Raw genomic sequence first — 20,298 nt, 5'->3', positions numbered from 1 at the left:
GAGGATGTCGGGGACATCCTCGCCAGCACCTACGGGTTTTTCTCTTTTCTTGTTGCTTTTGCTTATATGCCCTGCTCCTGAATGAAATGTAGTGCCCCTTGCGGGCGCTTCCATCCTCGCCGTACGTCATCGCCCATAATTTATTGCAAAATTGAGTTCTCATTGTACAATACAAATAGCGAGCGCAACGTTACGCGGCCGCATTCTACAATGATGTAACGATAGAAAGAATGTATGTGCCATGTCGAAAGCCCTTAATTATGGCAACTATCTTCGGGTGGATGAGCTATTACGGTTGCAGACACCTAGAAGCAGCGGACCAGAGCATGATGAGCTGCTGTTTATTATTATTCACCAGGTCTATGAGCTCTGGTTTAAAGAACTGCTGCATGAGATCGAGTATTTGCAGAAGTTGTTGTGTGATAATGATGCGGGTCGGGCCGCCCATACGACGCGGCGCATTCTGGCCATTCTCAAAACAGTGGTGGCGCAGCTAGATATATTAGAGACCCTGACTCCACTGGAGTTTAATTCGTTTCGTGGATTTTTAGAATCGGCCAGCGGTTTTCAGTCGACTCAGTTCCGCGAGCTAGAGTTTATCCTGGGCTATAAGCGTGAAAACATGATGGAGCATATGGCGGATGTTGAGGAGGCTCTGCAGCGGTTGCGTAGGCGCTATGAGCAGCCGACGCTCTGGGATGCATTCTTGCGGTATTTATCGCTGAACGGTTATGCTATTCCGCCCCAACAACTGCAACGCGACGTGACGTGTCCCGTGCAAGCATCTCCCGAGATTCAGGCACAACTGGTCGAGGTTTATCGCCACAATACTACCGTGAGCAACGTATGCGAAAACCTGATCGACATCGATGAAGGCCTGCAGGAATGGCGCTATCGGCATATGAAGATGGTTGAGCGCACCATCGGTGGCAGGATCGGCACCGGTGGCTCACCTGGCGCGGCCTACCTGGGCACCACCCTTAAGCCATTTTTCCCCGACCTCTGGGCGATTCGTTCCCAATTATAGGTATCATACGTGAAGGGAGAAATCGGCCGCAAGGGCCGTGTGTTATCGTGCGGCGAGGCGCAATCGGCCGCGAGGGCCGAACCTACGGTGTTTTCGTATATGTGTAAAGGGATAATACGTTTATGACGGTTTCAAATGATCTTGCCTATGCTGAGGAGCTGGATGCGCAGGATACTTGTGCGCATTTTCGTGAGCGTTTTTTGATCGAAGATGATGATCTGATTTATATGGATGGGAACTCGCTGGGTCGCCTTCCGTATGCGACGGTGGATCAGTCTGCTGACCTGGTGCGGCAGCAGTGGGGGAGTCGGCTGATTCGGAGCTGGAATGAAGGTTGGTTTACGGCCCCTGAGCGTATCGGGGCTAAGATCGCCAGCCTGATCGGGGCGCAGGCGGACGAGGTGATTGTGGCTGATTCAACTTCGGTCAACCTGTTTAAGCTGGTGGTGGCGGCGCTACGCTTCCAGGTGGGCCGCTCGCAGATCGTGACCGATGATCTGAACTTTCCCTCAGACCTCTATATCCTGCAAGGCGCGATTGATATGCTGGATAAGCAGCACCAGCTGCAGGTGGTTCCCTCGGTTGATGGTATCGATGGTCCAGTAGCGGACCTGCGGGCGCGCCTGGATGAGCAGACGGCGTTGCTCACGCTGTCGCATACCGTCTTTAAGAGTGGTTATATGTATGATATGGCCGCCCTGACTTCGGCTGCCCATGATGCTGGCGCGCTGGTGTTGTGGGATCTCAGCCATTCGGTGGGCGCGGTGCCCGTGGACCTGAATGCCGCCAACGTGGATCTGGCCATCGGCTGCACCTATAAATATCTGAATGGTGGACCAGGGGCGCCGGCGTTTCTGTATATTCGGCGCGACCTGCAGGAGCGGCTCATTAATCCCCTTACGGGCTGGATGGGGCAGCAGAACCTGTTTGGCTTTGACCTGAAGTATCAGCCCGCGCCGGGCCTGCGCCGCTTCCTGACCGGGACTCCGCCGGTGGTCTCGCTCTCCCTGATCGAGCCGGGCGTAGACCTGCTGCGTGAGGCAGGTATTGAGCAGCTGCGCGCCAAATCCCTGCGCCAGAGCAGCTATCTGATCGATCTCTGGGAGGCAGAGCTGGAGCCGCTCGGCTTCACGCTGAAGTCCCCACGTGAGCAGGCTTACCGGGGCTCGCATATCTCTCTGGGGCACGCCGAAGGACTGCGTATCGATCTGGCTCTGATCAATGACATGCATGTCCTACCTGATTTCCGGGCGCCCGACAACATCCGCCTGGGCATCACCCCGCTCTACACCACCTATCGCGACATCCACCAGACGGTCCAGCGGCTCAAACACATTGTGGTCGAGCGCCTCTACGAACGCTATCCTACCGAGGCCCCTATCGTTACCTAGTGGTCAGTCCAGATCGAAATAGACAGGGAAGAGATACTGAATGAAGGAAAAACACAGAAAGCGTTCCATGTCACGTTCCCATGCCTGTCACCTTATCCAGAAAGATCGCCTATTACACCTTCATCTCATTCATAGAGGGCAACAATTTGCTGGGCCTGCGCGCGAATGGCCTCACGAAGCTCCAACGGCTCTAAGACTTCCAGGAGATTCCCGATGCCCATAGCAACTGCCTGCGCATGGAGAAGAGAACTAAACGTCATCGAAATGAGATGCCATCCCTGATCGTCGCCGATTGGCTCTTCTCTCATCGAGGTTCGTACCGTTTCATCTACTATCTCGAAGAGTTTCTGGATTCCCTCTGGCGCAAGACGAAGACGAACAACATAGGGAGTGTAACTCGCTTCCAAGGTACGTTTCCACGTTTCCCAGTACACCCGCACATCGAAATCTCGCGGGCGCTGACTGCTTTCTGCCAGGAGCTTCACCGCGCGCACACGCGAAACGCGGAATAGCCGAATCTGGTCATCAACCGCGCCAATCAGATACCAGACGGTGGATTTTGCCACAAACCCGTACGGATCAATGATGCGCTGACGGATTTGACCATCGTGGCGACAGTAGTCAACCTCCACTTTCTGACCCAGCCAGAGCGCCTCATTCAATAGAGGTAAAAACGGTACAGGCTCATTTGCCCAAAGCCAGCCTGTAGAATCCAGGTGGATTGATCGTTTGACTGTGTCCATATCTCCATGCCAATGCGGCGAGAGCACTGCTTCAAGTTTGAGGAATGCTGCTTCCAAAGCCGATCCCAGACCCAGGTCGTGAAGAGGTCCAGGCGATTGCGAAGGTGCTAGTGCACGTACTTCGGACTTCGTGAACCCCGTCAAGCGCGTTTGATATTGTTCGACGAGTGAGTATCCTCCTCCTGTCCCTGCTTCTGCATAGACAGGAATACCGGCCTGGCTGAGCGCTTGAAGATCTCGATAAATGGTCCGCTCCGAAACCTCCAGACGTTCTGCCAGTTCTTGGGCAGTCATGCGCCCTCGTACCTGTAGCAGCAACAAAATGGTTAGTAAACGATCAGCTCTCATCTCTCTTCCTCTCTGATTTTTCCGAATTTTCAACTCAGTGTACCAGCTCTTCCGCTCCCTGACAAAAGATGTCAGGGAGCATCAGGTATCTTATGAGATGAAGATAGCGTGTTGAGCCGTTGCTGGCATTGGGAGTAGCGCCTGATTATTGCGTCCATCTCGCTTTTTGGGCGAAAAGAACACGCAGAAAGTAGGAGTTTATGAGCAGAAACATTGAGCCAACCAAACTGGATCTGAAAACGGATCTGAAACACCTCTATACCCCTCCTGTGCAGGAGGTCGTGATCGTAGAGGTTCCTGCAATGCAGTTTCTGATGCTGGAGGGAAAAGGCGATCCCAATACGGCACAGGAGTATAAAGATGCAATTGAGGCACTGTATACGGTTGCCTATACCACCAGGTTCTTGCTCAAGAAAGAAGCAGCTATTGACTATCCTGTGATGCCCCTTGAGGGACTCTGGTGGGCTGATGGTGGCCGGGAGGCTCCACGCGAGAACTGGCAATGGACGACGATGATTATGCAGCCGGATTGTGTGACGGATGTCTGGTTTGCCGAGGCATGCAGGCAGGCGCAGCGAAAGAAGAGCCTGCCTGCACTGGAGAAGATACGTCTGGAGCATTTCTACGAGGGAACAGCGGCCCAGATCATGCATGTTGGTCCATTTGCAGATGAAGGGCCAACGCTCGAGAAGCTTGACCGTTTTCTGGAGGAACATGGATATACTTTTCGCGGGAAACATCACGAGATCTATCTGAACGATCTACGGAGAATTGCCCCGGATAAGATGCGCACCGTGATTCGCCATCCTTTTGGATAAGAAACATTCCAGAACGGTGATGGATATCAAATACGAATAACAGTCAATCTAGATGATTGGTGACGTGAGGATAAAGATAACGAGGCGCTCAGTCAGTCAGGGCCTGAGGCGTTTAAAGAAGGCGCGGATCTCATGGACCAGGGCCGCAGGCTGCTCCATAGCTGCGAAGTGTCCACCGGCTTTCATGATGGTCCAGCGCTGAATGTTATACTGGCGCGTTGCCAGCGTCTGTGGGGGCGTCGAAATCTCCTTTGGGAATAGCGCGACGCCGGTTGGCACCTCAACTTTGTAAGGCACGTGAGCGCTATGGATTGCTTCATAATAGAGCCGTATCGATGAACCGATGGTTTGTGTAACCCAATAGATCATGATGTTGGTAAGCAGCTCATCCCGTGTAAAGACCTGCTCAATCATGTTATGGCAATCGCTCCAGGCGCAAAACTTATCGGTGATCCAGGCGGCCAGCCCGACCGGAGACTCATTCAAGGCATAAGCTAGCGTCTGTGGCCGTGTGCTCTGGATATGGCTATAGCCGGCGCCCTCGGTCTGAAAGACTTGCAACTGCTCGCGCCAGCGTTGTTCCTCCTCGGTTGGCTTCTCGTCGCTCGATTCCAGATTGAGCGGCACCATGTTCACATGCACGCCAACCAGGTGCTCCGGATAGTTTTGCCCCAGGCACAGGGTAATGCCGCTACCCCAATCGCCGCCCTGGGCTCCAAAGCGCTGGTAGCCTAACTCCCTGGTCATCAGATCCTTGAATAGCTCTGCGATGCGCGCCACGTTCATGCCCTGTTTGCGAGGCCGACCGGAGAAGCCATAGCCTGGAAGCGAGGGTACCACCACATCAAAGGCCGCCAGGGGATCGGCGCTATAGAAGCCTGGGTCGGTCAGGGGTCCAATGATCTTGTACATCTCAAAGAAAGAGCCCGGCCAGCCATGCGAGATCAGCAGCGGCAGCGGCTTGGGACCCTTACCCTTTACGTGAATAAAATGGATCTCCTGATCATCGATCTCGGTCTTAAAATGGGGAAAAGAGTTCAGCAAGCGCTCCTGAGCACGCCAGTCAAAGCCATCGCGCCAATACGCGACCAACTGTTGGAGGTAATTCAAGTTCGTCCCATAATCCCACCCACTATCCTCGATCTCATCCGGCCAGCGCGTCAAAGCCAGGCGCTGCTGCAGGTCAAGCAGAACCGCTTCAGGAACCTCAATGGTGAAAGGCCGTACTGCCATACATTTCCTCGACTTTACGCTCTGCTATTGATACTTCCTTTCCCATCATGCCACAAAATAAGCCTGTCCAGCAAATATCATATCATCCAAACGTATAAGTTTAACAGGGAAACTTATTGATCAAGCATTTTTATATTTCAATGGATTATACTCTCTTTCGGACATCATGCATGATTAAAAATGTTTTCGTGCGCAGAGTGGCAAATCGGGCGCAAGGCCCGAACCTATGGAGGTTCCTTATCAAAAATGTGATGCATGTGCATATAATGTTTGGTGAGCGGCAATCGAGCGTGTATGTTTATGCAATCGAAATTTGTAGCAAAGGATGTTGGAGTATGGATTATTTAGATGTGAGAAGGGTGCCAGATGCGGTGACGGTGCAATTGGAGGATAGTTGGGTGTCGCTGCTGCAGCATGGTGAGGAACGCTGGCAGCAGCAGGGCATTGAGGTCCTTACGGAGTTTCGGGAGGGGCAGCAGGCGATTAGCCTGTCGGCTCCGGGGATGGCGGTGTTGCGGGTGGCGCTGCGCTGGCGTCAGCCCGTTTCGTCGCGGCTGCGCTTTCTAGGCGATCATTGGGATCGTGGCTATGGAGATCTGGAGTGGCGCGGCCTGGTACCTGAGCGGCTGTTGCCCTGGTATTTTTTGACCTTTAATGGTCAGGAGACTCATGGCTATGGCGTGAAGACGGGGGCACGGGCCATTTGCTTCTGGCAGGTTGATGCCAGTGGGGTGACGCTGTGGCTGGATGTGCGCAATGGCGGCGCTGGTGTCGAACTGGGCGAGCGCGTGTTGCCGGTAGCTGAGATCGTGAGCCGTGAGGGACGTTCTGGAGAAAGCGCCTTCCAGGCTGCCCGGGCTTTCTGCTCACAGCTTTGTGAGCGGCCGGTGCTGCCGAAGCAGCCGGTGTATGGTAGCAACAACTGGTATTATGCCTATGGCAACAGCTCGCATCGAGAGATCCTCGCGGATACAAAGTTGCTGGCCGAGCTGGCACCCAACCAGGAAAACCGGCCCTATATGGTTATCGACGATGGCTGGCAGCTCTGTTCCCTCTCAAGTTATAACGGTGGACCCTGGCGGCAGGGCAACTATCTCTTTCCCGACATGGGGCGCTTAGCCGGGGAGATGCGTGAGATGGGCGTTCGTCCCGGCATCTGGATGCGTCCCTTGCTTACCCTGGAAAAAGTGCCTGCGGAATGGATTCTGAAGGTGGAGCATCGCTCTCAGAATAATGTTGGGCTGGTGCTGGACCCCAGCCAGCCAGCAGTGCTTGAACATGTGCAGGAAGATATTTGTTGCCTGCATGATTGGGGATTTGAGCTGATCAAACATGATTTCAGCACCTACGATCTCTTTGGTCGCTGGGGCTTCCAGATGGGAGCGCAGCTTACTGAGCCCGGCTGGCACTTCGCTGATCGCAGCCGTACCAGCGCCGAAATTATCCTCTCGTTCTATCGCGCTATCGCTGAAGCGTCCGCCGATTCCGTGATAATTGGCTGCAACACGATTGGACATCTATCTGCTGGCCTCTTTGAGCTGCAACGGACGGGAGATGACACCAGCGGTCGTGAATGGGAGCGTACGCGCTTCATGGGCATCAATACGCTCGCCTTTCGGATGCCGCAGCACAACACCTTCTTTGCCGCTGACGCCGACTGTGTGGGGCTGACCAATCAAATTCCCTGGGAACTGAACCAGCGCTGGCTCGACCTGCTGGCCCGTAGCGGTACACCACTGTTTGTGTCGGCTGCTCCCGATGCTGTGGGCCCCGCGCAGCGCGAAGCACTGATCCAGGCTTTTACGCTGGCTGCCCAGGAGCGTATCCCGGCCGAGCCGCTTGACTGGCTCGACACCACCTGTCCCGCCAGCTGGCAGCTCGATGGCCAGACCACCCAATACGATTGGTATGAAGCGAACGGCGTGCGCCTGTATTAAGCGCGCAATCGCCGGGCGTCCGTAGATGCGCCCCTTGCGGGCGCTTCAAACCTCGCTCCACGCGTAGGTACGCTCCTCGTGGGCGCTTCTATTAACGGTCGGTCGTTAATAGCCAGCCGGGCGTTGGAATGCGCCGGTTACTTCGGCGAGGGCCTGTGCCATCGCTAGCAGGCGCGATTCGCTCCAGCGTTTACCTACGATCTGGATGCCGATAGGCAATCCTTCGTGGCTCCGTTGATATGGGAGTATGATTGCCGGGTGGCCGGTGTAATTAAACACCGTGCCATGAGCGGCGGTCATATAGTAGTTGACGTCCTGCCCGTCAACCTGTAGTGGCGATCCTGGTTGACAGTGCGGGAACGCCGTTACCATTGAGGGCGGGCATAGTAGCATATCCCACTTGTCGAAGAATTGTTCCCAGGCGAGGATGGACTGGTCGCGCATGTGAAGCGCCTCCAGGTATTGCGCGAGCGTCGTAGGATGTTCCTGCTCTCCAGGCTGGACTGCGCCGGTCATCATGCTGATCAATGCTCCGGCTCGTGCGAGGTCCTGATTGATGTCCACTGGTGGTAGTTTCGCTTCCTCAACGGCCGCGCACAGAGGGGCGAGCTGCTTCGCCAGCCCTTCGATCGCGGCACGTATCTCTGCCGCGACTGGAATGCCTGGAAAAGTTGGTGCAATGGCGATGCGCAGGTTTTTGAGCGCGAGTTGCGGCACCTCGTCAACCGGCACAGGTGCTACTTCGGTATCTTGTCCATCCGGTCCCGCGATGATTGAGTAGAGCAGTGCCAGGTCTTCGCTGGTGCGCGCCATCGGTCCGATACAGGACATGATACGAATAGGCCGAGGTCCGGGCAGACCAGGGATCAACCCAGTTAGGGGGACGCGCTGTTCCGTAGGTTTCATGCCAAATATGCCGCAGAAGTGTGCCGGGATGCGGATCGAAGCTGACAGGTCGGTGCCGATTTCAAAAGGAGTCATCCCACCGGCCAGCGCGGCTGCGGCGCCACCGCTGGAGCCACCCGACGTGCGCTCGCTATTCCAGGGGTTATTCGTCTGACCAAAGATGGAATTGCTGGTCTGGTAATCGGATAGCATCACAGGTACATTTGTCTTGCCCATTAGGATACCGCCGGCTTTCTTGAGACGAGCGGCAACGGGACTATCGCTATCTGGTACGTAGTCAGCCAGCGGCGGAAATCCGGTGGTGGTGCGCATGCCAGCTGTTGCATGGGCATCTTTCAGCGTAAAGGGTACGCCATGCAGTGGTCCCCAGAGTTGGCCGCGAGCCAGGGCTGCATCCGCTGCGCGAGCTCTTTCATAGGCGCGCTCAGCATCGAGTGTAATGACTGCGTTCAGCATGGAGTTGTGGGCCTCAATCTGCGCCAGGTGAGCCTGTAGCACCTCTGTAGCTGAAACGCGACCGGATCGGATAGCGGCGGCCAGCTCGGTGGTGCTGGAAAAGATAATAGTATCCATTACAAACACTCTCCGTTGTGGATCATAATTGTATGAGCGAGAAGGGCAGCAGCGTCCATGGGGCGCGCACCCACGGACCGCTATCCTTGTTGCTTTTGTATTTTGTATTATGCTTTTTTTACGATCGGGATATAGATCTCAACTTTGGTGCCTTCGTAATAGAGCTCATAATCTACTTTCCCTTCCGCGAACTCATAGCCAGAGTTGGGGAACCAGGTGCCATGAATATATTTCCACGTTCCCTGGATTGCGTTAGAGAACTCTGGTCCTTCTGTTGACTCAACGGGAGGTACCCTAAACACGGCATAGGTCGCCTCTGGTATCTCGCCGCGAAACATGTCTGGCGCGACCCCGTCGTAGTCCTGCACCTCAACCGCAATCACATAGGAGAAGTCGCCGGTTGTCGGGTCGGGTGGAAGGCATGCACCGATCTCATTGTGATGGACGACGTGCAGTTGTTTATGCAACACGTCAAATTTTTCTGGCATCATGCTTCCCCAGAAGGCTGGTATCTCGCGCATATTTCTGCCGTCGGCACACGTTGTTTTGAGCTCAAAACCTGCAATTCTGGCTGCTGGCTTCATCACAATCTTTGGTTCCACGACAATTGATCCTTTCAAATTATATTGCGCCAAAAGGAGCAAATTTACTTTCTGGGGCGGCTGCCCCGAAACATGGATACGATATTTTTCGGGAGAACAGCCATACACTTTACGAAAGGCCTTCGCAAAGCCGTTATAGGTATCGAAGCCGTAGGCCATAGCAATATCGCTGATACGTCGGCCGCACGCCAGCTCGGTTGCCGCATGGGCCAGGCGTCGATTCCTCATGTATTCCACCACAGGTATACCCACATAAGCGTTAAACACGCGATAATAGTGATAGGGCGAGAAGCCCGCGATCTTCGCTAGCTCATCAACAGTGATGCAAGCTTGCAGGTTCTCTTCAATATAATCGATGCTGTCCTGGATACACCTGAGATAGTCCATGGTGCTCTCCTCTTCAGTGATAGTGGGAGTATAGCAGACGAAAATACGTTCCACTGGTCCATTCTTGCGCTACTTTCTGCTCGGACGAAATATGTGATGGCTGTGTTTCTCTTCATTTCGCTGGCGCTGTAAACACGGCAATACAGATGTTTTATTCTTTCTAGCGTGCGCAAAGCCGGTAACGGGTAATCTGTACTGTACAACTTTGTGTTCTTTCATGCGTATCTTCTTGAGAAAAGGCAGGATGCTAAAAAGCTTTAGGCAGAGGAGTAGTATATATGATGCCGCAGCAAGAAGCCAATGATCCGCTACATGAGCAAGCAGATTCAACCTATGGTAAATATGAGGGCGAGACCGCCTATGCGTATCAGCAGTTTGAGTCGTCCTACCAGCGGCCCCTACGCGAGGAGCCGGCCAGTAAGCTATATCCACCTGTGCCCGATAACAAGAATGTGCTCCGCCTGATCGCATTTGGGATGACACTGGTGGCGTTGATTGTGTGTGCTGTGATTTGCTTGATCATCGTCGGTGGCACAGGTGGTTGGATCAGTTTCTGTGCCGCTTGCCTGACAATTTTTATTGTGGCCGTGGTGGTTATCGATAAGATTAAATAGGTACACCTATAATTTCGCCTGCCTGTCTGTCTGCTTGCGTCTAGAGATTGGTCAGGGCGATGCCTGTGAGCAAGAGGGCAATGCCTGACCACTGGATTTTTTGCAGCCGTTCGTGCAGGAAGAGCCAGGCTAGCAGGATCGAGACGGCGCTGTAGAGTGAGGAGAGCACGCTGACGATGGCGATGCTGCCCACGGCGAAGCCAAAGGTGCTGAAGATTATACCTCCCATATCCAGTATGCCGATGCCAATAACCAGTCCAACGGCTGTCCCGCGTGGCGGTGCCAGGCTTTCGCACCTGAACCACATCATGGGAGCGATCACACATACCGCGACCAGGCGAAATAACCAGACTGGCACTATCACTCCCATCCCGGGTGTGACCGCGAACCCCAGTAGCCAGAAGGTGACGCCCAGTCCAACGGCGGCCAGTAGGGCCCAGAAAACTCCGGCTGGCAGATGTCGCCCTGACATTGTTGCTGGTCTGGATTGATCTGCTTCCTGTGGCGTCTCGGACCTCTGTAGCGCGGCCAGCACGACCCCCACCAGTACGGCGACGATCCCTAGCCATTGGAGTGGCACCAGTCGCTCACCACTGATCACCGAAAGCAGCACGCTGATGGCCGCGTAGCTGGAGGCGATCGGGGCGACTATCGCCAGTTGCCCCAGAGCGAAGGCGCGATAGAGGCAGAGGTAGCTCAGTGTATAAGTTATGGAGCATACAATTCCCCAGAACCAGATCTGCCATGACGCCTGTGTCGTATAATGAACAAGATCACCGGTGAGAAGTAGATACAGCGTCAGGACGAATAAGCCGAAGCTTTGCATATAGAGGAGCGTACGATTGACGCCCAGGGTGCGTGTGGAAAAGCGAGCTATGAAGTCTGCGCTACCAAAGTTCAGTGCCGAGAGTAAACCAAAGACGATATCCATTCCAAACCTCAAAGAGCAGCAAGAAAAGCAATGCGAGCTGCAGTGGCAACCATTGCAGCTTTTAAAGCCATCTTATATGCTTGATTGAATTGTGTCAATGTATGAAGATATAGGAGAATGTCATGGATTTAGGCTTACAGGGGAAGGTCGCATTGGTTATGGCGGCCAGTAAAGGGATTGGTCGCGCTTGCGCGGAGGCGTTGGCGGCTGAGGGGGCTACGATTGCGGTGGGTTCGCGCAACCAGGAGATGCTGGAGCAGACGGCCAGAGAGATACGCGAGCGCTACGGGGTACCTGTCCTGATGAGGGCTACCGATGTGAGGCGGGAAGCGGATCTGGCTGCGATTGTGAATGCGACGATTCGTGAATATGGTCGCCTGGATATTGTGGTGAACAATGCTGGTGGACCACCGGTCGGCTCGTTTGAGCAATTCGATGATGCCCAGTGGCAAGCCGCCTTCGAGCTGACCTTGCTGAGTACCGTCCGTTTGATTCGCCTGGCGTTACCCCATCTGCGGCAAAGTGGAAGCGGACGCATCATTAACATTGTCAGCACCTCGGTCAAGCAACCCATCGCGGGACTGCTGCTCTCCAATGCCATTCGACCCGGCGTGATCGGCCTGGCGAAGTCGCTCTCCAGCGAACTGGCGCCCGACAACATTACCATCAATAACGTCTGTCCGGGCCGTATTTTGACCGATCGCCTGCGCAAAGGACCCGGCATGCAACAGAAGCTCGACCAGGGCATCAGTGAGCAAGAGGCTCTGAAAGATCTGGCCAGAGATATTCCTATGGGCCGCCTGGGTCAGCCTGAGGAACTGGCCAGCCTGGTCGCCTACCTCTCGTCGAGCCACGCAGGCTACATCACCGGAACCACCATCCAGGTCGATGGCGGCCTCGTGCGCTCCCTCTATTAATCATGGTGGATCGTTACCTCTGTAAATGATTACAACGAAGGATAGGATAGAATGAGGGATCAATCTGTTGCCGACCTTACATTGTCAGAGAGAGAATCAGCTGTTTTCATAACCTCGCGCAAGGTATGGACGAGACGTTGCCTCATCGCCGTTGGTGTTACTCTCGTCTTTATTGTCATATCCCACTTTGTTGGGTGTTTCTCCTTGCTGGCGTTTTGGGGCGCGGGGATCTTCGGTCTGGTTGGGATAATGGAGCTGATCTATATCCCCATGCCGCCACGGCTTCGCATCGACACTTCGGGACTGACGACGTCGACGCTGCCACGATTACGTCAACACCAGATTTTGTGGTCGCAGGTAGAAGAGATATGTATTATGCGCCGAACTTCACTTTATGGTCGAGAGAAGCTAGTGCTGGTTGCCTGGCTTCATCCAGATGCGCCAGCACTAAAAAAGGGCTTGTATCTTCCTGAATGGGGACCCATATGGAGCAAGAGTATCGGCGCTATGGAAATCTGTAATCTTAGTGATTTTTCTACACCAGCTATCGATATCGGTGATGCTGTGGCACGATTTGCAGGGAAACTCTGGAATGAGTCTCGGGAACCACGCTAGACGGTGAGGCTTGCTTGTTTCGATTCAGCTTCTCCTCCTCAATGGCATTTTTAAAGAATCAGAACATTATGTTAAGTGGCGGATGATCAGGCTGGCGTGGGAGAGAGGTTTGCTGCTGTCGTTGAGGTTGCTGTTGGTTTCATAGTCGAGCAGGACAACTGTCCCGTGCTGCTGTTCGAGGCTGCGTAGCTCGGCCAGTTGCTCCTGGAGGTGGTTGTCTAGCACCCATTGATACGAGGGCAGATAGATCTGCTGACGGGCTTTGAGATAGGGTAAAAGCTCCTGGCCGTTGACGCCCGCGCGGTGTCCAAGCACCTTGCCGTACGTGCGCACAGTGCGTTTGAGGCTTTTCATCGTGGCGTTAGCAAACTTACTTATATCCACATCGGCCTGTTCAAATACTTTGAGTCCTTGCCAGATCCCCTCGACGCTAGCGCTGCTCCAGCCGGGTGAGAAAGGAACCGGAATACCTCCATGGGGATAAAACGGACTGAAGCGTATCCATGGCTCAATCCCTTTGGATGTCACATCAATGATACTGGCCCCAGGATAACGCTGCTGTATCGTGGCCAGGGCTGTGCGATGATTTTGAAGTACGAACATCATGCTATCCTTTCTGCACGATATATTTTCATACGTTGGCTTAAATAGATAATGTAATATATTAATTGAATTATGGTGAGTAGTCAATAGAATCGCTTTTCTTGTTGCTTTTGTGCGCTTGTACGTTTGGTTTGGATGGTGTTGCGCAACCATTGGTAGGCGGGTTCGTTGTTGGTAAAGGCGTAAAAGCGCAGGCCGCTGAGGGCGATATAGCAGTGGTAGCAGAGGAGCCGCTCCGCGTACGCGGGGACCGGAATCTGCCGCTGGTAATAGGCCAGGAAGCGGTCGGATATGCGCAGTTCAGGACACCAGAAATCCAGGTAGGCGATGTCGTAGACAAAGTCGCCATACATGGCATCTACCCAGTCGAGGGCCGCCGTGATCTTGCCATCCTGGGCCAGCAGGTTGCGAAAAGAGGGATTTCCATACAGCAGGTAGCGCTCATTGGGACAGAAGTCGAGCAGCTGGCACATGTGCTGATAGATTTCATCGAAGAATGGCCGTTCCAGAAAGCTATCGTCGAATAAGTGATGCCATTTGCCAAAGAAGTCTTTGTCATCCTCCTCTTCTCTAACTTTCAAGAACACGTCGCGCCAGCTTCTGGCTAAGGCTTTACCTTGATAGTTGAATCCTCCATATCCAGTCGTATTGCTGATATCTATATGATGAATGGTGTCCACAATCTCAATTACCTGGGGCAGCAGTTGCTCAACTTCCTTGATGGGAAGCTGCTCTAACATCTTTCCCGGAGCCTTGCGCGAGATCGCATAATAGTGTTCTTCCAGGCGCCCGGTGGATAGAATTTCTGGTATCGGGACCCCGGCCGGCGCCAGTTTCTGATAGAGATAGGCCTCTTTGGGCAGGTTGGAGTTCAGCATATTATCTTTGTTGAAGCGGATAATATAGTCAGCGCCATCGCTGTGAAATGTCAGGGTACGTGATATCAACCCGCCCTCGACCGGAGCCAGGTCAGTGATGGGTGTGGAGAAATGCTGGCTGAGCACCTGCAACACCTGCTCGGTTTCAACAATGGCTCTTAAATCAGACATGATAATCCTCCATTAGCGCTTCAGCCAGTGGCTCTGCCCATGCCAGGAGTTGTTCATCGGCCATGGCTGGGGCGACCACCTGTAAGCCAAGCGGCAGGCCATTTTTTGCCTTTCCCGCGGGCAGGGACAGGGCGGGCATACCTGCATACGACCAGGGCGAGTTCATCACTGTGGCGCCGGTGCTGGCGATCCCTGCTGGTGCAGGCCCGATGGCTGCCGGGCAAATCCATAGATCGAAGCTTTCTTGCCGCATCAATGCCTCCATCTCGGCCCGCAGGACGGCGCGTCCGGCGCGCGCCTGTGCCAGTTGTTCTGGGCTTACCTGTTGCCCGCTGCGAATTTTCTCCACCGTACGCGGGCGATAGAGCGACTCATAGGTGGCGAACCAGTGCGCATGCACCTGGGCCAGTTCCGCGCTGGTCAGGTAGCGAGACTGCTCTTTGATGCCCTGAATAGTGTTGAAGGCTGCCACACGCTTGATGGTATAGCCAGCTTTTTCAAGTTGTGATACCTGCTGCCAGAAGCTCTGCAGCGCCTCTGGCTCTGTCTGGGCCAGGTAAGGACCCTCTGGGACGGCCAGCACCGGGGGGTGGGTTACTACAGCGGTTTCCTGCCAATCAGTACAGAGCAGCGGGGCTACGGCCGCGATCCCTGCTACATCCTGGGTGAACATACCGATGGTGTCGACCGAGGCCGAGTAGAGAATCAGGCCATCGGTCGCAATACGCCCATAGGTGGGCTTGAAACCCACCACGCCACAAAACGCGGCCGGACGAATGACGGAGCCCATGGTCTGCGTGCCCAGAGCCAGGGGACAGAAGCCAGCGGCGACGGCCGCGGCAGAACCACTGCTCGAACCTCCTGGTGTATGCTCAAGGTGGTGTGGATTGCGCGTTGCCCCTGGTTCGTCTGATGCGAACTCCGCTGTAATGGTTTTGCCCAGCACGAGCGCACCCGCCTCACGTAACCTGCTGACGCAGCTAGCTTCCGGACCCTCAAAAAGGCCCGTGGGTAGCTGTGATCCTGCCTGCGTAGGAAAACCGTCGGCTCGGAAGATATCCTTGACGCCTAGCAGCACCCCATACAACGGCGGACGCTGCTCAGGATAGGGAAAACGCCGTTGCAACCTGGTGGCCTCCATCAGGAGACGCTCACGGCGTCCTGGCTCAGGTAAAAGCGCCTGGATCTGCGGCTCAAGCGCATCAATGCGATCACATATTGCATGAATATATGTCAGTAAGTCACGCTGGCCCGAGCGTAGCTCGGCCGCTGTGGTCGTCAGCGGCAGCGGTGCGGTGAGAGGTAACATGAGCCTATCTTTCTAGATGTCGTCGAACGCCGCGCCCCATCTGCATCCTATGCAGTCTGACGCATACGACGTTTGTAATGCTATCCATGCATCCTGGTAGCGCGTCAATCCAGACCAAAGCGGCGGCGCCACTTGGCGATGCGGGAGGACCGATCGCGGACGTTCCACAGGCGCTCCTCTTCAGCTGGACACCATTCGGCTTTGCCGCACTGCGGGCAGAGCGGGAAGAGCTCGTAGGGATGACAGAGCGAGCCGTCGCCGTAGCGCATGGAGCCGACCTCGTTGCGAATCTGCTCGCTCTCAAAAACGGCCTGACAATGCTTGCAACGCAGCAGCAGATATTCATTCCAGTCCTGCGCCTGACAATTCGGACATACCTTTGGACGCGATTTGGTCTGCCAGCGATGGTGGCAGCGATGACAATAATATGTATCGCCATGCGATGGCATTTTAGCGCCGCGCAACATCCCCAGATCCTTGAGCTTGCGCACCTCGTGGGCCGACAGCAGATACGTGATATCTCCCAGGTCGATCTGCGCCGGGGAATGCTCATCAAGGGGAGGAAAGGCAAAGGCGCGGCTGGGCTTGCGCGGCTCTTCATACGTGGTGCTGGCTGAGCCAGCTGTCGCGACGCTGCCAGGCACATGCCTGCGACGGCTCAAATCAAAGCTGCGCCGTCGCTCGGGATCGCTCAGAGTCTGATAGGCCAGCAGGATCTCGCGCGTCTTCTCCTCTGCATCTTCACCTTTATAGACATCTGGATGGTATTGCAAGGCCAGATGCTTGAATGCTTTCTTGATCACCTCGGCCGAAGCATTGGGCTTAACCCCCAGTATAGCGTAATAATCAGTAAAATTTTCCATAGTTTTTGAATTGTTATCCCTCGCTGAATGATCTCTACTACTTTAGACGGCCGAAGCCCCCGCCGGTTGCATTTTCTCTCTAGCTTATATGGCTTTTAGCCTCGAGAACCCCATATGATTGGGAGCGGCATCGCTCGTCAAAGAATAAATCGGGCGAAAGATACAATTTAAATTCAATTTAATAACAAAGCATACAAAACGCACCAAGAAAAGCGATGCGTAGGTGCGGGCCTCAGCGCCCGCTTGCCGCCCGCCGCAGCGTGGCAGCCCTGTGTCCGTATGACCAGGCTCCGCTTTTTCCCATTACCTCGGCCCACGCGGTGCCCAAAAGCGGACCTTCCTTTTGGGCACCGCGTGGGCCGAGGTATGAGCCACGAGATACCGAGCGGCGAGGACACAGGGCCCCACAAACGGTGGGGCAAATCGAGGGCAAGCCTCGAACCTATGGATTTTCTCATTTTTTCACGTATCACGGCATAATTCCTGCTCGGCTAAAAATCTTGGGTAAAAGCGCCCGCAAGGGGCGCACCTATTTGGTTGGCTGCTGACGATAGTCAGGAACGTTATCCATCGAGATGATGCGGACCAGGCGCTTATCGCTCATGCGCGAGCGGATACGCGGCTCGATGCCCTCAAGTCCGATCAGGTTGGTGGTGATCACCGTGGGCAGATGGGCGTTGTAGCGATAGTTGAGCAACTGGAAGAGCTTTTCGCTGGCCCAGGGTGAATTTTGCTCTGTGCCTAGATCGTCAAGCACCAGCAGCCGCGTCTCACGCATCTGCTGGAAGACCTTGTCATAGCGTACCTTCGCAGTGGGGGCGTAGGTGGCGCGCAGGTAGTCCAGCAAATCGGGGACAACCATGAAGAGGACGCTGTCTCCGGCCTCCAGACGATAGCGGGCGATGGAAACGGCCAGGTGTGTTTTGCCGCAGCCGTTGCGGCCAATGAAGATCAACCATCCCTCGGGCTGATTGGCATAGTCGGTGGCTTGCTGGAAAGCGATGCGCGAGCCAGGAATAAAGCCGTCGAAGGTATGCAGGCTTTTGGTGCGAAACTCTTCCAGCGTGTCCAGGTTGGAGATCTGGCGCAGATACTGGCGCTGCAACTTTTGCTGGTGCTCGCGCAGGCAGTTGCACGGGACCGCCTTGCCAAACAGGGGATGCTCAAAGGGTACATCAAGGCGGAAATAGCGCCGCCCATGGCACTGCGGGCAACCTTCTGACTGCTCGTCCACTGGATAGTTGACCAATCCTTTTGGCGCCACCGAACCTGGGTGAATGATGCTCAAATGGGCTCGCAGATTATATTCTACCTCCGCCGCTCGTGCGGCCGCTTGCTCATGGTCTATGTCTTCCTCCTCGTCCAGCTCTAGCTCGGCTGCTCCAGCCGGAACCACTATCTCGCGGCTGCTCCAGACGCTTGAACAGATTTGGATCTCTTGGGACTTGTTGCTGATCAGGTCTTTGTTGTTTTCCATTAGTAAAATCTCCTTGCGTAGTTATTAATTGGGGATGCGTCGGCGAGCTTGCAGCATGGCATGGATCTCCGCGAACTCGCTGCGCCAATGTTCCTGGCTGCTGATGCTCAGGGTGTGGTCCGCCCACCTGACGCGCACCAGCCAGACCGCCTGGTCGGGCACGACCTCGGTGCGAAGCATATAGCCATGCTCGGCGCCATCGTGAACGATTTGTGCCGCTAGCTGTATGGCGTCGATCTCATCCAGCCAGTTTTTGGTGGGATCCGAGGGGGGAAGTGGGGGGATGGTAGGTTGCTGTGAGGGCGTGGGAGCTGCTTTGCTGATGGGAGGACTCTGCTGCCCTGTCTCCTGCGCCAGTGTCTGCTCGATTTCCTGCCAGGTTTCCTGGGTGTAGAGCCAGCGCTTGACCATTAGGGGGAAGAGCACGCCAGGGGTAGTATAGCGGGCGTAGGCCCTGTTCAGCCAGGCGCCTCGATTGCGCGGCTTGCCCTGATAGTCGGGCATGTAGGTCTGGACCAGTAGATCGATGACCGCCGCCCGCGTGGCCAGGGGATTGCTTGACAGCTTGCGAATAAACGACGCCACGTTGCGGGGCGTATTTTCCACAAACATGGCCAGGGCCATTGCTTCACTGCGAATCTGCTCGGCCTCCAGACGCCGATTGGCAGGTGGCTCATTTTTGAGAAACGTCGCCAGCTCCCTATCGATAACGTAATCGTTAGAGCTAGAAGAAGTTAATATTATATTATTATCTACGATATCGTTAATCGATACAGAGGATACTTGAGTCTCCACTTCTTCCACTTTACCTCCTTTTTTGAGCTCAAATGACGTATAAAAGTCCTCTTTCGAGATATAAAAGTCTCCCTTTTTGGTGTAAAAGTCTCCTTTTTGAGGCGATGGGTCTCCCTTTTTGGTGTAAAAGTCTCCTTTTTGAGGCGACGGGTCTTCTAGTGCTGGGAGAACGGGTCTCCCTGGTGCGGTGTAAAAGTCTCCGTTTGGGGATGACGAGTCTCCCTGCGGTCGGGGGCAATGCTGGTCGGTTTGGGGTTTTGGGTCTCCCATAACGGCCCTCAGGTCTCCCTGCTGCGGGGCATCCTGAAAACAAGCGACCAGGTTAGAAACCTGTGCATAGAGTAGCTGTGTACTTTCCTGGTTTAATGGACCCTGTAGCAGTTGTTCGCAGGCGGCCTTGAGTTGCTGGATGGTGTTGGAATAGCTAGAGCGCTCGGGATCTCCATAATGTTGAATATAGAGATTTTTGGTTTGTCTGGCCAGTCGGCTAAGCCTGTTGCGCGTACTCACAATCAAGTTGTTGAGGGTCGCCAACGAGGCCAGCGGCAGATATGAGCCGAGGGGAAAATGGAGGCGGGTGCCGTGCTTACGACTGGTAACATGTTGCAGCAGGCCCAGCGCCTTAAAAATGGAGATGCAGCGCAGGATGAAGTCATAGCCTTGATGTAACGAGCGAGCCAGCGCCCGTATGGTGGAACATGTCAGCACGGCGATGATTCCTTGCTCGGCAGTATGCTCAATAGTGGCCTGCATCAGCATCTTTTTGTATAGCGCGACCACGCCGGACGAGCAAATTTTCAATAGGACTTCTTTTCTGCTAGCATCGATTCGTTCCCACTTATCGATGTCTGAGCCAGCTGGCTGGTCATATAGTCTTTTTAAGGATGTAGTTTTCATTGTTGTAAACTCCTTCTACTGTGTTGTATGCACGGGGGGATAGTGTGTGGGGATGACAGATGTCGCGCTTCCCTGAAGGGTGAGCGTGCGGGGTAGTCATGTTCTGATACTGTATGCTGTTTGCGACAATACTATACTCGATTCTATTCTGCTTTGCCGGACTGGCTCTTTGATTTGTAACAGCGCATAATTTATGAATTTGCGCTTACAAGTATTATTCCAGACATGGATGCAAAAAGCGGAAATATTCGTGGCAGAAGTAT

The 20,298-nt window shown here is 54.5% G+C and carries 18 protein-coding genes; 7 read left to right on the top strand and 11 right to left on the bottom strand.

Annotated elements, in window-relative coordinates; genetic code table 11:
* Positions 1–241 precede the first annotated feature (241 nt).
* Together JMI88_RS33465 and kynU are read left to right on the top strand one after the other, a co-directional pair.
* Complete coding sequence (locus JMI88_RS33465; protein WP_201366380.1) at positions 242–1,027, top strand: tryptophan 2,3-dioxygenase; 786 nt, start codon at positions 242–244, stop codon at positions 1,025–1,027.
* Between the two features lie 122 nt (positions 1,028–1,149).
* Positions 1,150–2,418: a kynureninase gene (gene kynU / locus JMI88_RS33460; protein WP_201366379.1), complete on the top strand. Its 1,269-nt coding sequence runs from the start codon at positions 1,150–1,152 to the stop codon at positions 2,416–2,418.
* Between the two features lie 125 nt (positions 2,419–2,543).
* Here kynU and JMI88_RS33455 read toward each other — a convergent pair whose 3' ends face one another.
* Positions 2,544–3,509 carry a helix-turn-helix transcriptional regulator gene (locus JMI88_RS33455; RefSeq protein ID WP_201366378.1) on the bottom strand — a complete coding sequence of 322 codons (966 nt, stop codon included), beginning with the start codon at positions 3,507–3,509 and terminating at the stop codon, positions 2,544–2,546.
* 200 nt (positions 3,510–3,709) lie between these two features.
* Between JMI88_RS33455 and JMI88_RS33450 the strand changes: the two genes are divergently transcribed.
* Positions 3,710–4,327, top strand: a complete 618-nt coding sequence (locus JMI88_RS33450; RefSeq protein WP_201366377.1) for a GyrI-like domain-containing protein — start codon at positions 3,710–3,712, stop codon at positions 4,325–4,327.
* Between the two features lie 96 nt (positions 4,328–4,423).
* Here the strand turns inward: JMI88_RS33450 and JMI88_RS33445 are convergent, their stop codons facing one another.
* Positions 4,424–5,560 carry an epoxide hydrolase family protein gene (locus JMI88_RS33445; RefSeq protein WP_201366376.1) on the bottom strand — a complete coding sequence of 379 codons (1,137 nt, stop codon included), beginning with the start codon at positions 5,558–5,560 and terminating at the stop codon, positions 4,424–4,426.
* Between the two features lie 335 nt (positions 5,561–5,895).
* On the opposite strand from JMI88_RS33445, the gene JMI88_RS33440 reads away from it, so the two are divergent.
* Complete coding sequence (locus JMI88_RS33440; RefSeq protein WP_201366375.1) at positions 5,896–7,497, top strand: glycoside hydrolase family 36 protein; 1,602 nt, start codon at positions 5,896–5,898, stop codon at positions 7,495–7,497.
* Between the two features lie 105 nt (positions 7,498–7,602).
* Here JMI88_RS33440 and JMI88_RS33435 read toward each other — a convergent pair whose 3' ends face one another.
* Both JMI88_RS33435 and JMI88_RS33430 read right to left on the bottom strand, forming a co-directional pair.
* Positions 7,603–8,976: an amidase gene (locus tag JMI88_RS33435; RefSeq protein WP_201366374.1), complete on the bottom strand. Its 1,374-nt coding sequence runs from the start codon at positions 8,974–8,976 to the stop codon at positions 7,603–7,605.
* Between the two features lie 107 nt (positions 8,977–9,083).
* Positions 9,084–9,965, bottom strand: coding sequence for an AraC family transcriptional regulator (locus JMI88_RS33430; protein ID WP_201366373.1), 882 nt, complete (start codon positions 9,963–9,965; stop codon positions 9,084–9,086).
* A 278-nt stretch (positions 9,966–10,243) separates the two neighbouring features.
* On the opposite strand from JMI88_RS33430, the gene JMI88_RS33425 reads away from it, so the two are divergent.
* A complete protein-coding gene (locus JMI88_RS33425) occupies positions 10,244–10,579 on the top strand; it encodes a hypothetical protein (protein ID WP_201366372.1) in 336 nt (111 codons plus the stop codon).
* A 40-nt stretch (positions 10,580–10,619) separates the two neighbouring features.
* On the opposite strand, the gene JMI88_RS33420 is transcribed toward JMI88_RS33425, so the two are convergent.
* Complete coding sequence (locus tag JMI88_RS33420; RefSeq protein ID WP_201366371.1) at positions 10,620–11,510, bottom strand: EamA family transporter; 891 nt, start codon at positions 11,508–11,510, stop codon at positions 10,620–10,622.
* Between the two features lie 122 nt (positions 11,511–11,632).
* Here JMI88_RS33420 and JMI88_RS33415 point away from each other — a divergent pair, with 122 nt between their 5' ends.
* Both JMI88_RS33415 and JMI88_RS33410 read left to right on the top strand, forming a co-directional pair.
* Positions 11,633–12,427: an SDR family oxidoreductase gene (locus tag JMI88_RS33415; protein WP_201366370.1), complete on the top strand. Its 795-nt coding sequence runs from the start codon at positions 11,633–11,635 to the stop codon at positions 12,425–12,427.
* Positions 12,428–12,478: 51 nt separating this feature from the next.
* Positions 12,479–13,042 (top strand): hypothetical protein, encoded by a 564-nt coding sequence (locus tag JMI88_RS33410; RefSeq protein ID WP_201366369.1) that lies wholly within the window; start codon positions 12,479–12,481, stop codon positions 13,040–13,042.
* Between the two features lie 66 nt (positions 13,043–13,108).
* On the opposite strand, the gene JMI88_RS33405 is transcribed toward JMI88_RS33410, so the two are convergent.
* The 6 genes from JMI88_RS33405 to JMI88_RS33380 all read right to left on the bottom strand — a co-directional run bounded on the left by JMI88_RS33405 (position 13,109) and on the right by JMI88_RS33380 (position 20,035).
* Positions 13,109–13,648, bottom strand: a complete 540-nt coding sequence (locus tag JMI88_RS33405; RefSeq protein ID WP_201366368.1) for a DUF6939 family protein — start codon at positions 13,646–13,648, stop codon at positions 13,109–13,111.
* Between the two features lie 80 nt (positions 13,649–13,728).
* Positions 13,729–14,694 (bottom strand): aminoglycoside phosphotransferase family protein, encoded by a 966-nt coding sequence (locus tag JMI88_RS33400; protein WP_201366367.1) that lies wholly within the window; start codon positions 14,692–14,694, stop codon positions 13,729–13,731.
* Entirely contained in the window at positions 14,687–16,003 is a 1,317-nt protein-coding gene (locus tag JMI88_RS33395; protein WP_201366366.1) for an amidase, read from the bottom strand. Before JMI88_RS33395 ends, JMI88_RS33400 begins: the two co-directional genes overlap by 8 nt.
* Before the next feature lie 104 nt (positions 16,004–16,107).
* Positions 16,108–16,866 carry a J domain-containing protein gene (locus JMI88_RS40430; RefSeq protein ID WP_201366365.1) on the bottom strand — a complete coding sequence of 253 codons (759 nt, stop codon included), beginning with the start codon at positions 16,864–16,866 and terminating at the stop codon, positions 16,108–16,110.
* Between the two features lie 529 nt (positions 16,867–17,395).
* The gene (locus JMI88_RS33385; RefSeq protein WP_201366364.1) at positions 17,396–18,343 is read right to left on the bottom strand and encodes an ATP-binding protein; all 948 of its coding nucleotides are present in this window, start codon (positions 18,341–18,343) and stop codon (positions 17,396–17,398) included.
* Positions 18,344–18,367: 24 nt separating this feature from the next.
* Positions 18,368–20,035 carry a hypothetical protein gene (locus JMI88_RS33380; protein WP_201366363.1) on the bottom strand — a complete coding sequence of 556 codons (1,668 nt, stop codon included), beginning with the start codon at positions 20,033–20,035 and terminating at the stop codon, positions 18,368–18,370.
* Between the last annotated feature and the right edge of the window lie 263 nt (positions 20,036–20,298).

Source organism: Dictyobacter formicarum (assembly GCF_016587435.1).
The sequence above is the reverse complement of the archived record's forward strand: the minus strand, read 5'-3'. Positions and strand labels throughout refer to the sequence as shown.

What these genes read in the sequence shown, in the direction of transcription:
- JMI88_RS33465 (WP_201366380.1), top strand. Translation starts at nt 242, where the DNA reads ATGTCGAAAGCCCTTAATTATGGCAACTATCTTCGGGTGGATGAGCTA.
- kynU (WP_201366379.1), top strand. Translation starts at nt 1,150, where the DNA reads ATGACGGTTTCAAATGATCTTGCCTATGCTGAGGAGCTGGATGCGCAG.
- JMI88_RS33455 (WP_201366378.1), bottom strand. Translation starts at nt 3,509, where the DNA reads ATGAGAGCTGATCGTTTACTAACCATTTTGTTGCTGCTACAGGTACGA.
- JMI88_RS33450 (WP_201366377.1), top strand. Translation starts at nt 3,710, where the DNA reads ATGAGCAGAAACATTGAGCCAACCAAACTGGATCTGAAAACGGATCTG.
- JMI88_RS33445 (WP_201366376.1), bottom strand. Translation starts at nt 5,560, where the DNA reads ATGGCAGTACGGCCTTTCACCATTGAGGTTCCTGAAGCGGTTCTGCTT.
- JMI88_RS33440 (WP_201366375.1), top strand. Translation starts at nt 5,896, where the DNA reads ATGGATTATTTAGATGTGAGAAGGGTGCCAGATGCGGTGACGGTGCAA.
- JMI88_RS33435 (WP_201366374.1), bottom strand. Translation starts at nt 8,976, where the DNA reads ATGGATACTATTATCTTTTCCAGCACCACCGAGCTGGCCGCCGCTATC.
- JMI88_RS33430 (WP_201366373.1), bottom strand. Translation starts at nt 9,965, where the DNA reads ATGGACTATCTCAGGTGTATCCAGGACAGCATCGATTATATTGAAGAG.
- JMI88_RS33425 (WP_201366372.1), top strand. Translation starts at nt 10,244, where the DNA reads ATGATGCCGCAGCAAGAAGCCAATGATCCGCTACATGAGCAAGCAGAT.
- JMI88_RS33420 (WP_201366371.1), bottom strand. Translation starts at nt 11,510, where the DNA reads ATGGATATCGTCTTTGGTTTACTCTCGGCACTGAACTTTGGTAGCGCA.
- JMI88_RS33415 (WP_201366370.1), top strand. Translation starts at nt 11,633, where the DNA reads ATGGATTTAGGCTTACAGGGGAAGGTCGCATTGGTTATGGCGGCCAGT.
- JMI88_RS33410 (WP_201366369.1), top strand. Translation starts at nt 12,479, where the DNA reads ATGAGGGATCAATCTGTTGCCGACCTTACATTGTCAGAGAGAGAATCA.
- JMI88_RS33405 (WP_201366368.1), bottom strand. Translation starts at nt 13,648, where the DNA reads ATGATGTTCGTACTTCAAAATCATCGCACAGCCCTGGCCACGATACAG.
- JMI88_RS33400 (WP_201366367.1), bottom strand. Translation starts at nt 14,694, where the DNA reads ATGTCTGATTTAAGAGCCATTGTTGAAACCGAGCAGGTGTTGCAGGTG.
- JMI88_RS33395 (WP_201366366.1), bottom strand. Translation starts at nt 16,003, where the DNA reads ATGTTACCTCTCACCGCACCGCTGCCGCTGACGACCACAGCGGCCGAG.
- JMI88_RS40430 (WP_201366365.1), bottom strand. Translation starts at nt 16,866, where the DNA reads ATGGAAAATTTTACTGATTATTACGCTATACTGGGGGTTAAGCCCAAT.
- JMI88_RS33385 (WP_201366364.1), bottom strand. Translation starts at nt 18,343, where the DNA reads ATGGAAAACAACAAAGACCTGATCAGCAACAAGTCCCAAGAGATCCAA.
- JMI88_RS33380 (WP_201366363.1), bottom strand. Translation starts at nt 20,035, where the DNA reads ATGAAAACTACATCCTTAAAAAGACTATATGACCAGCCAGCTGGCTCA.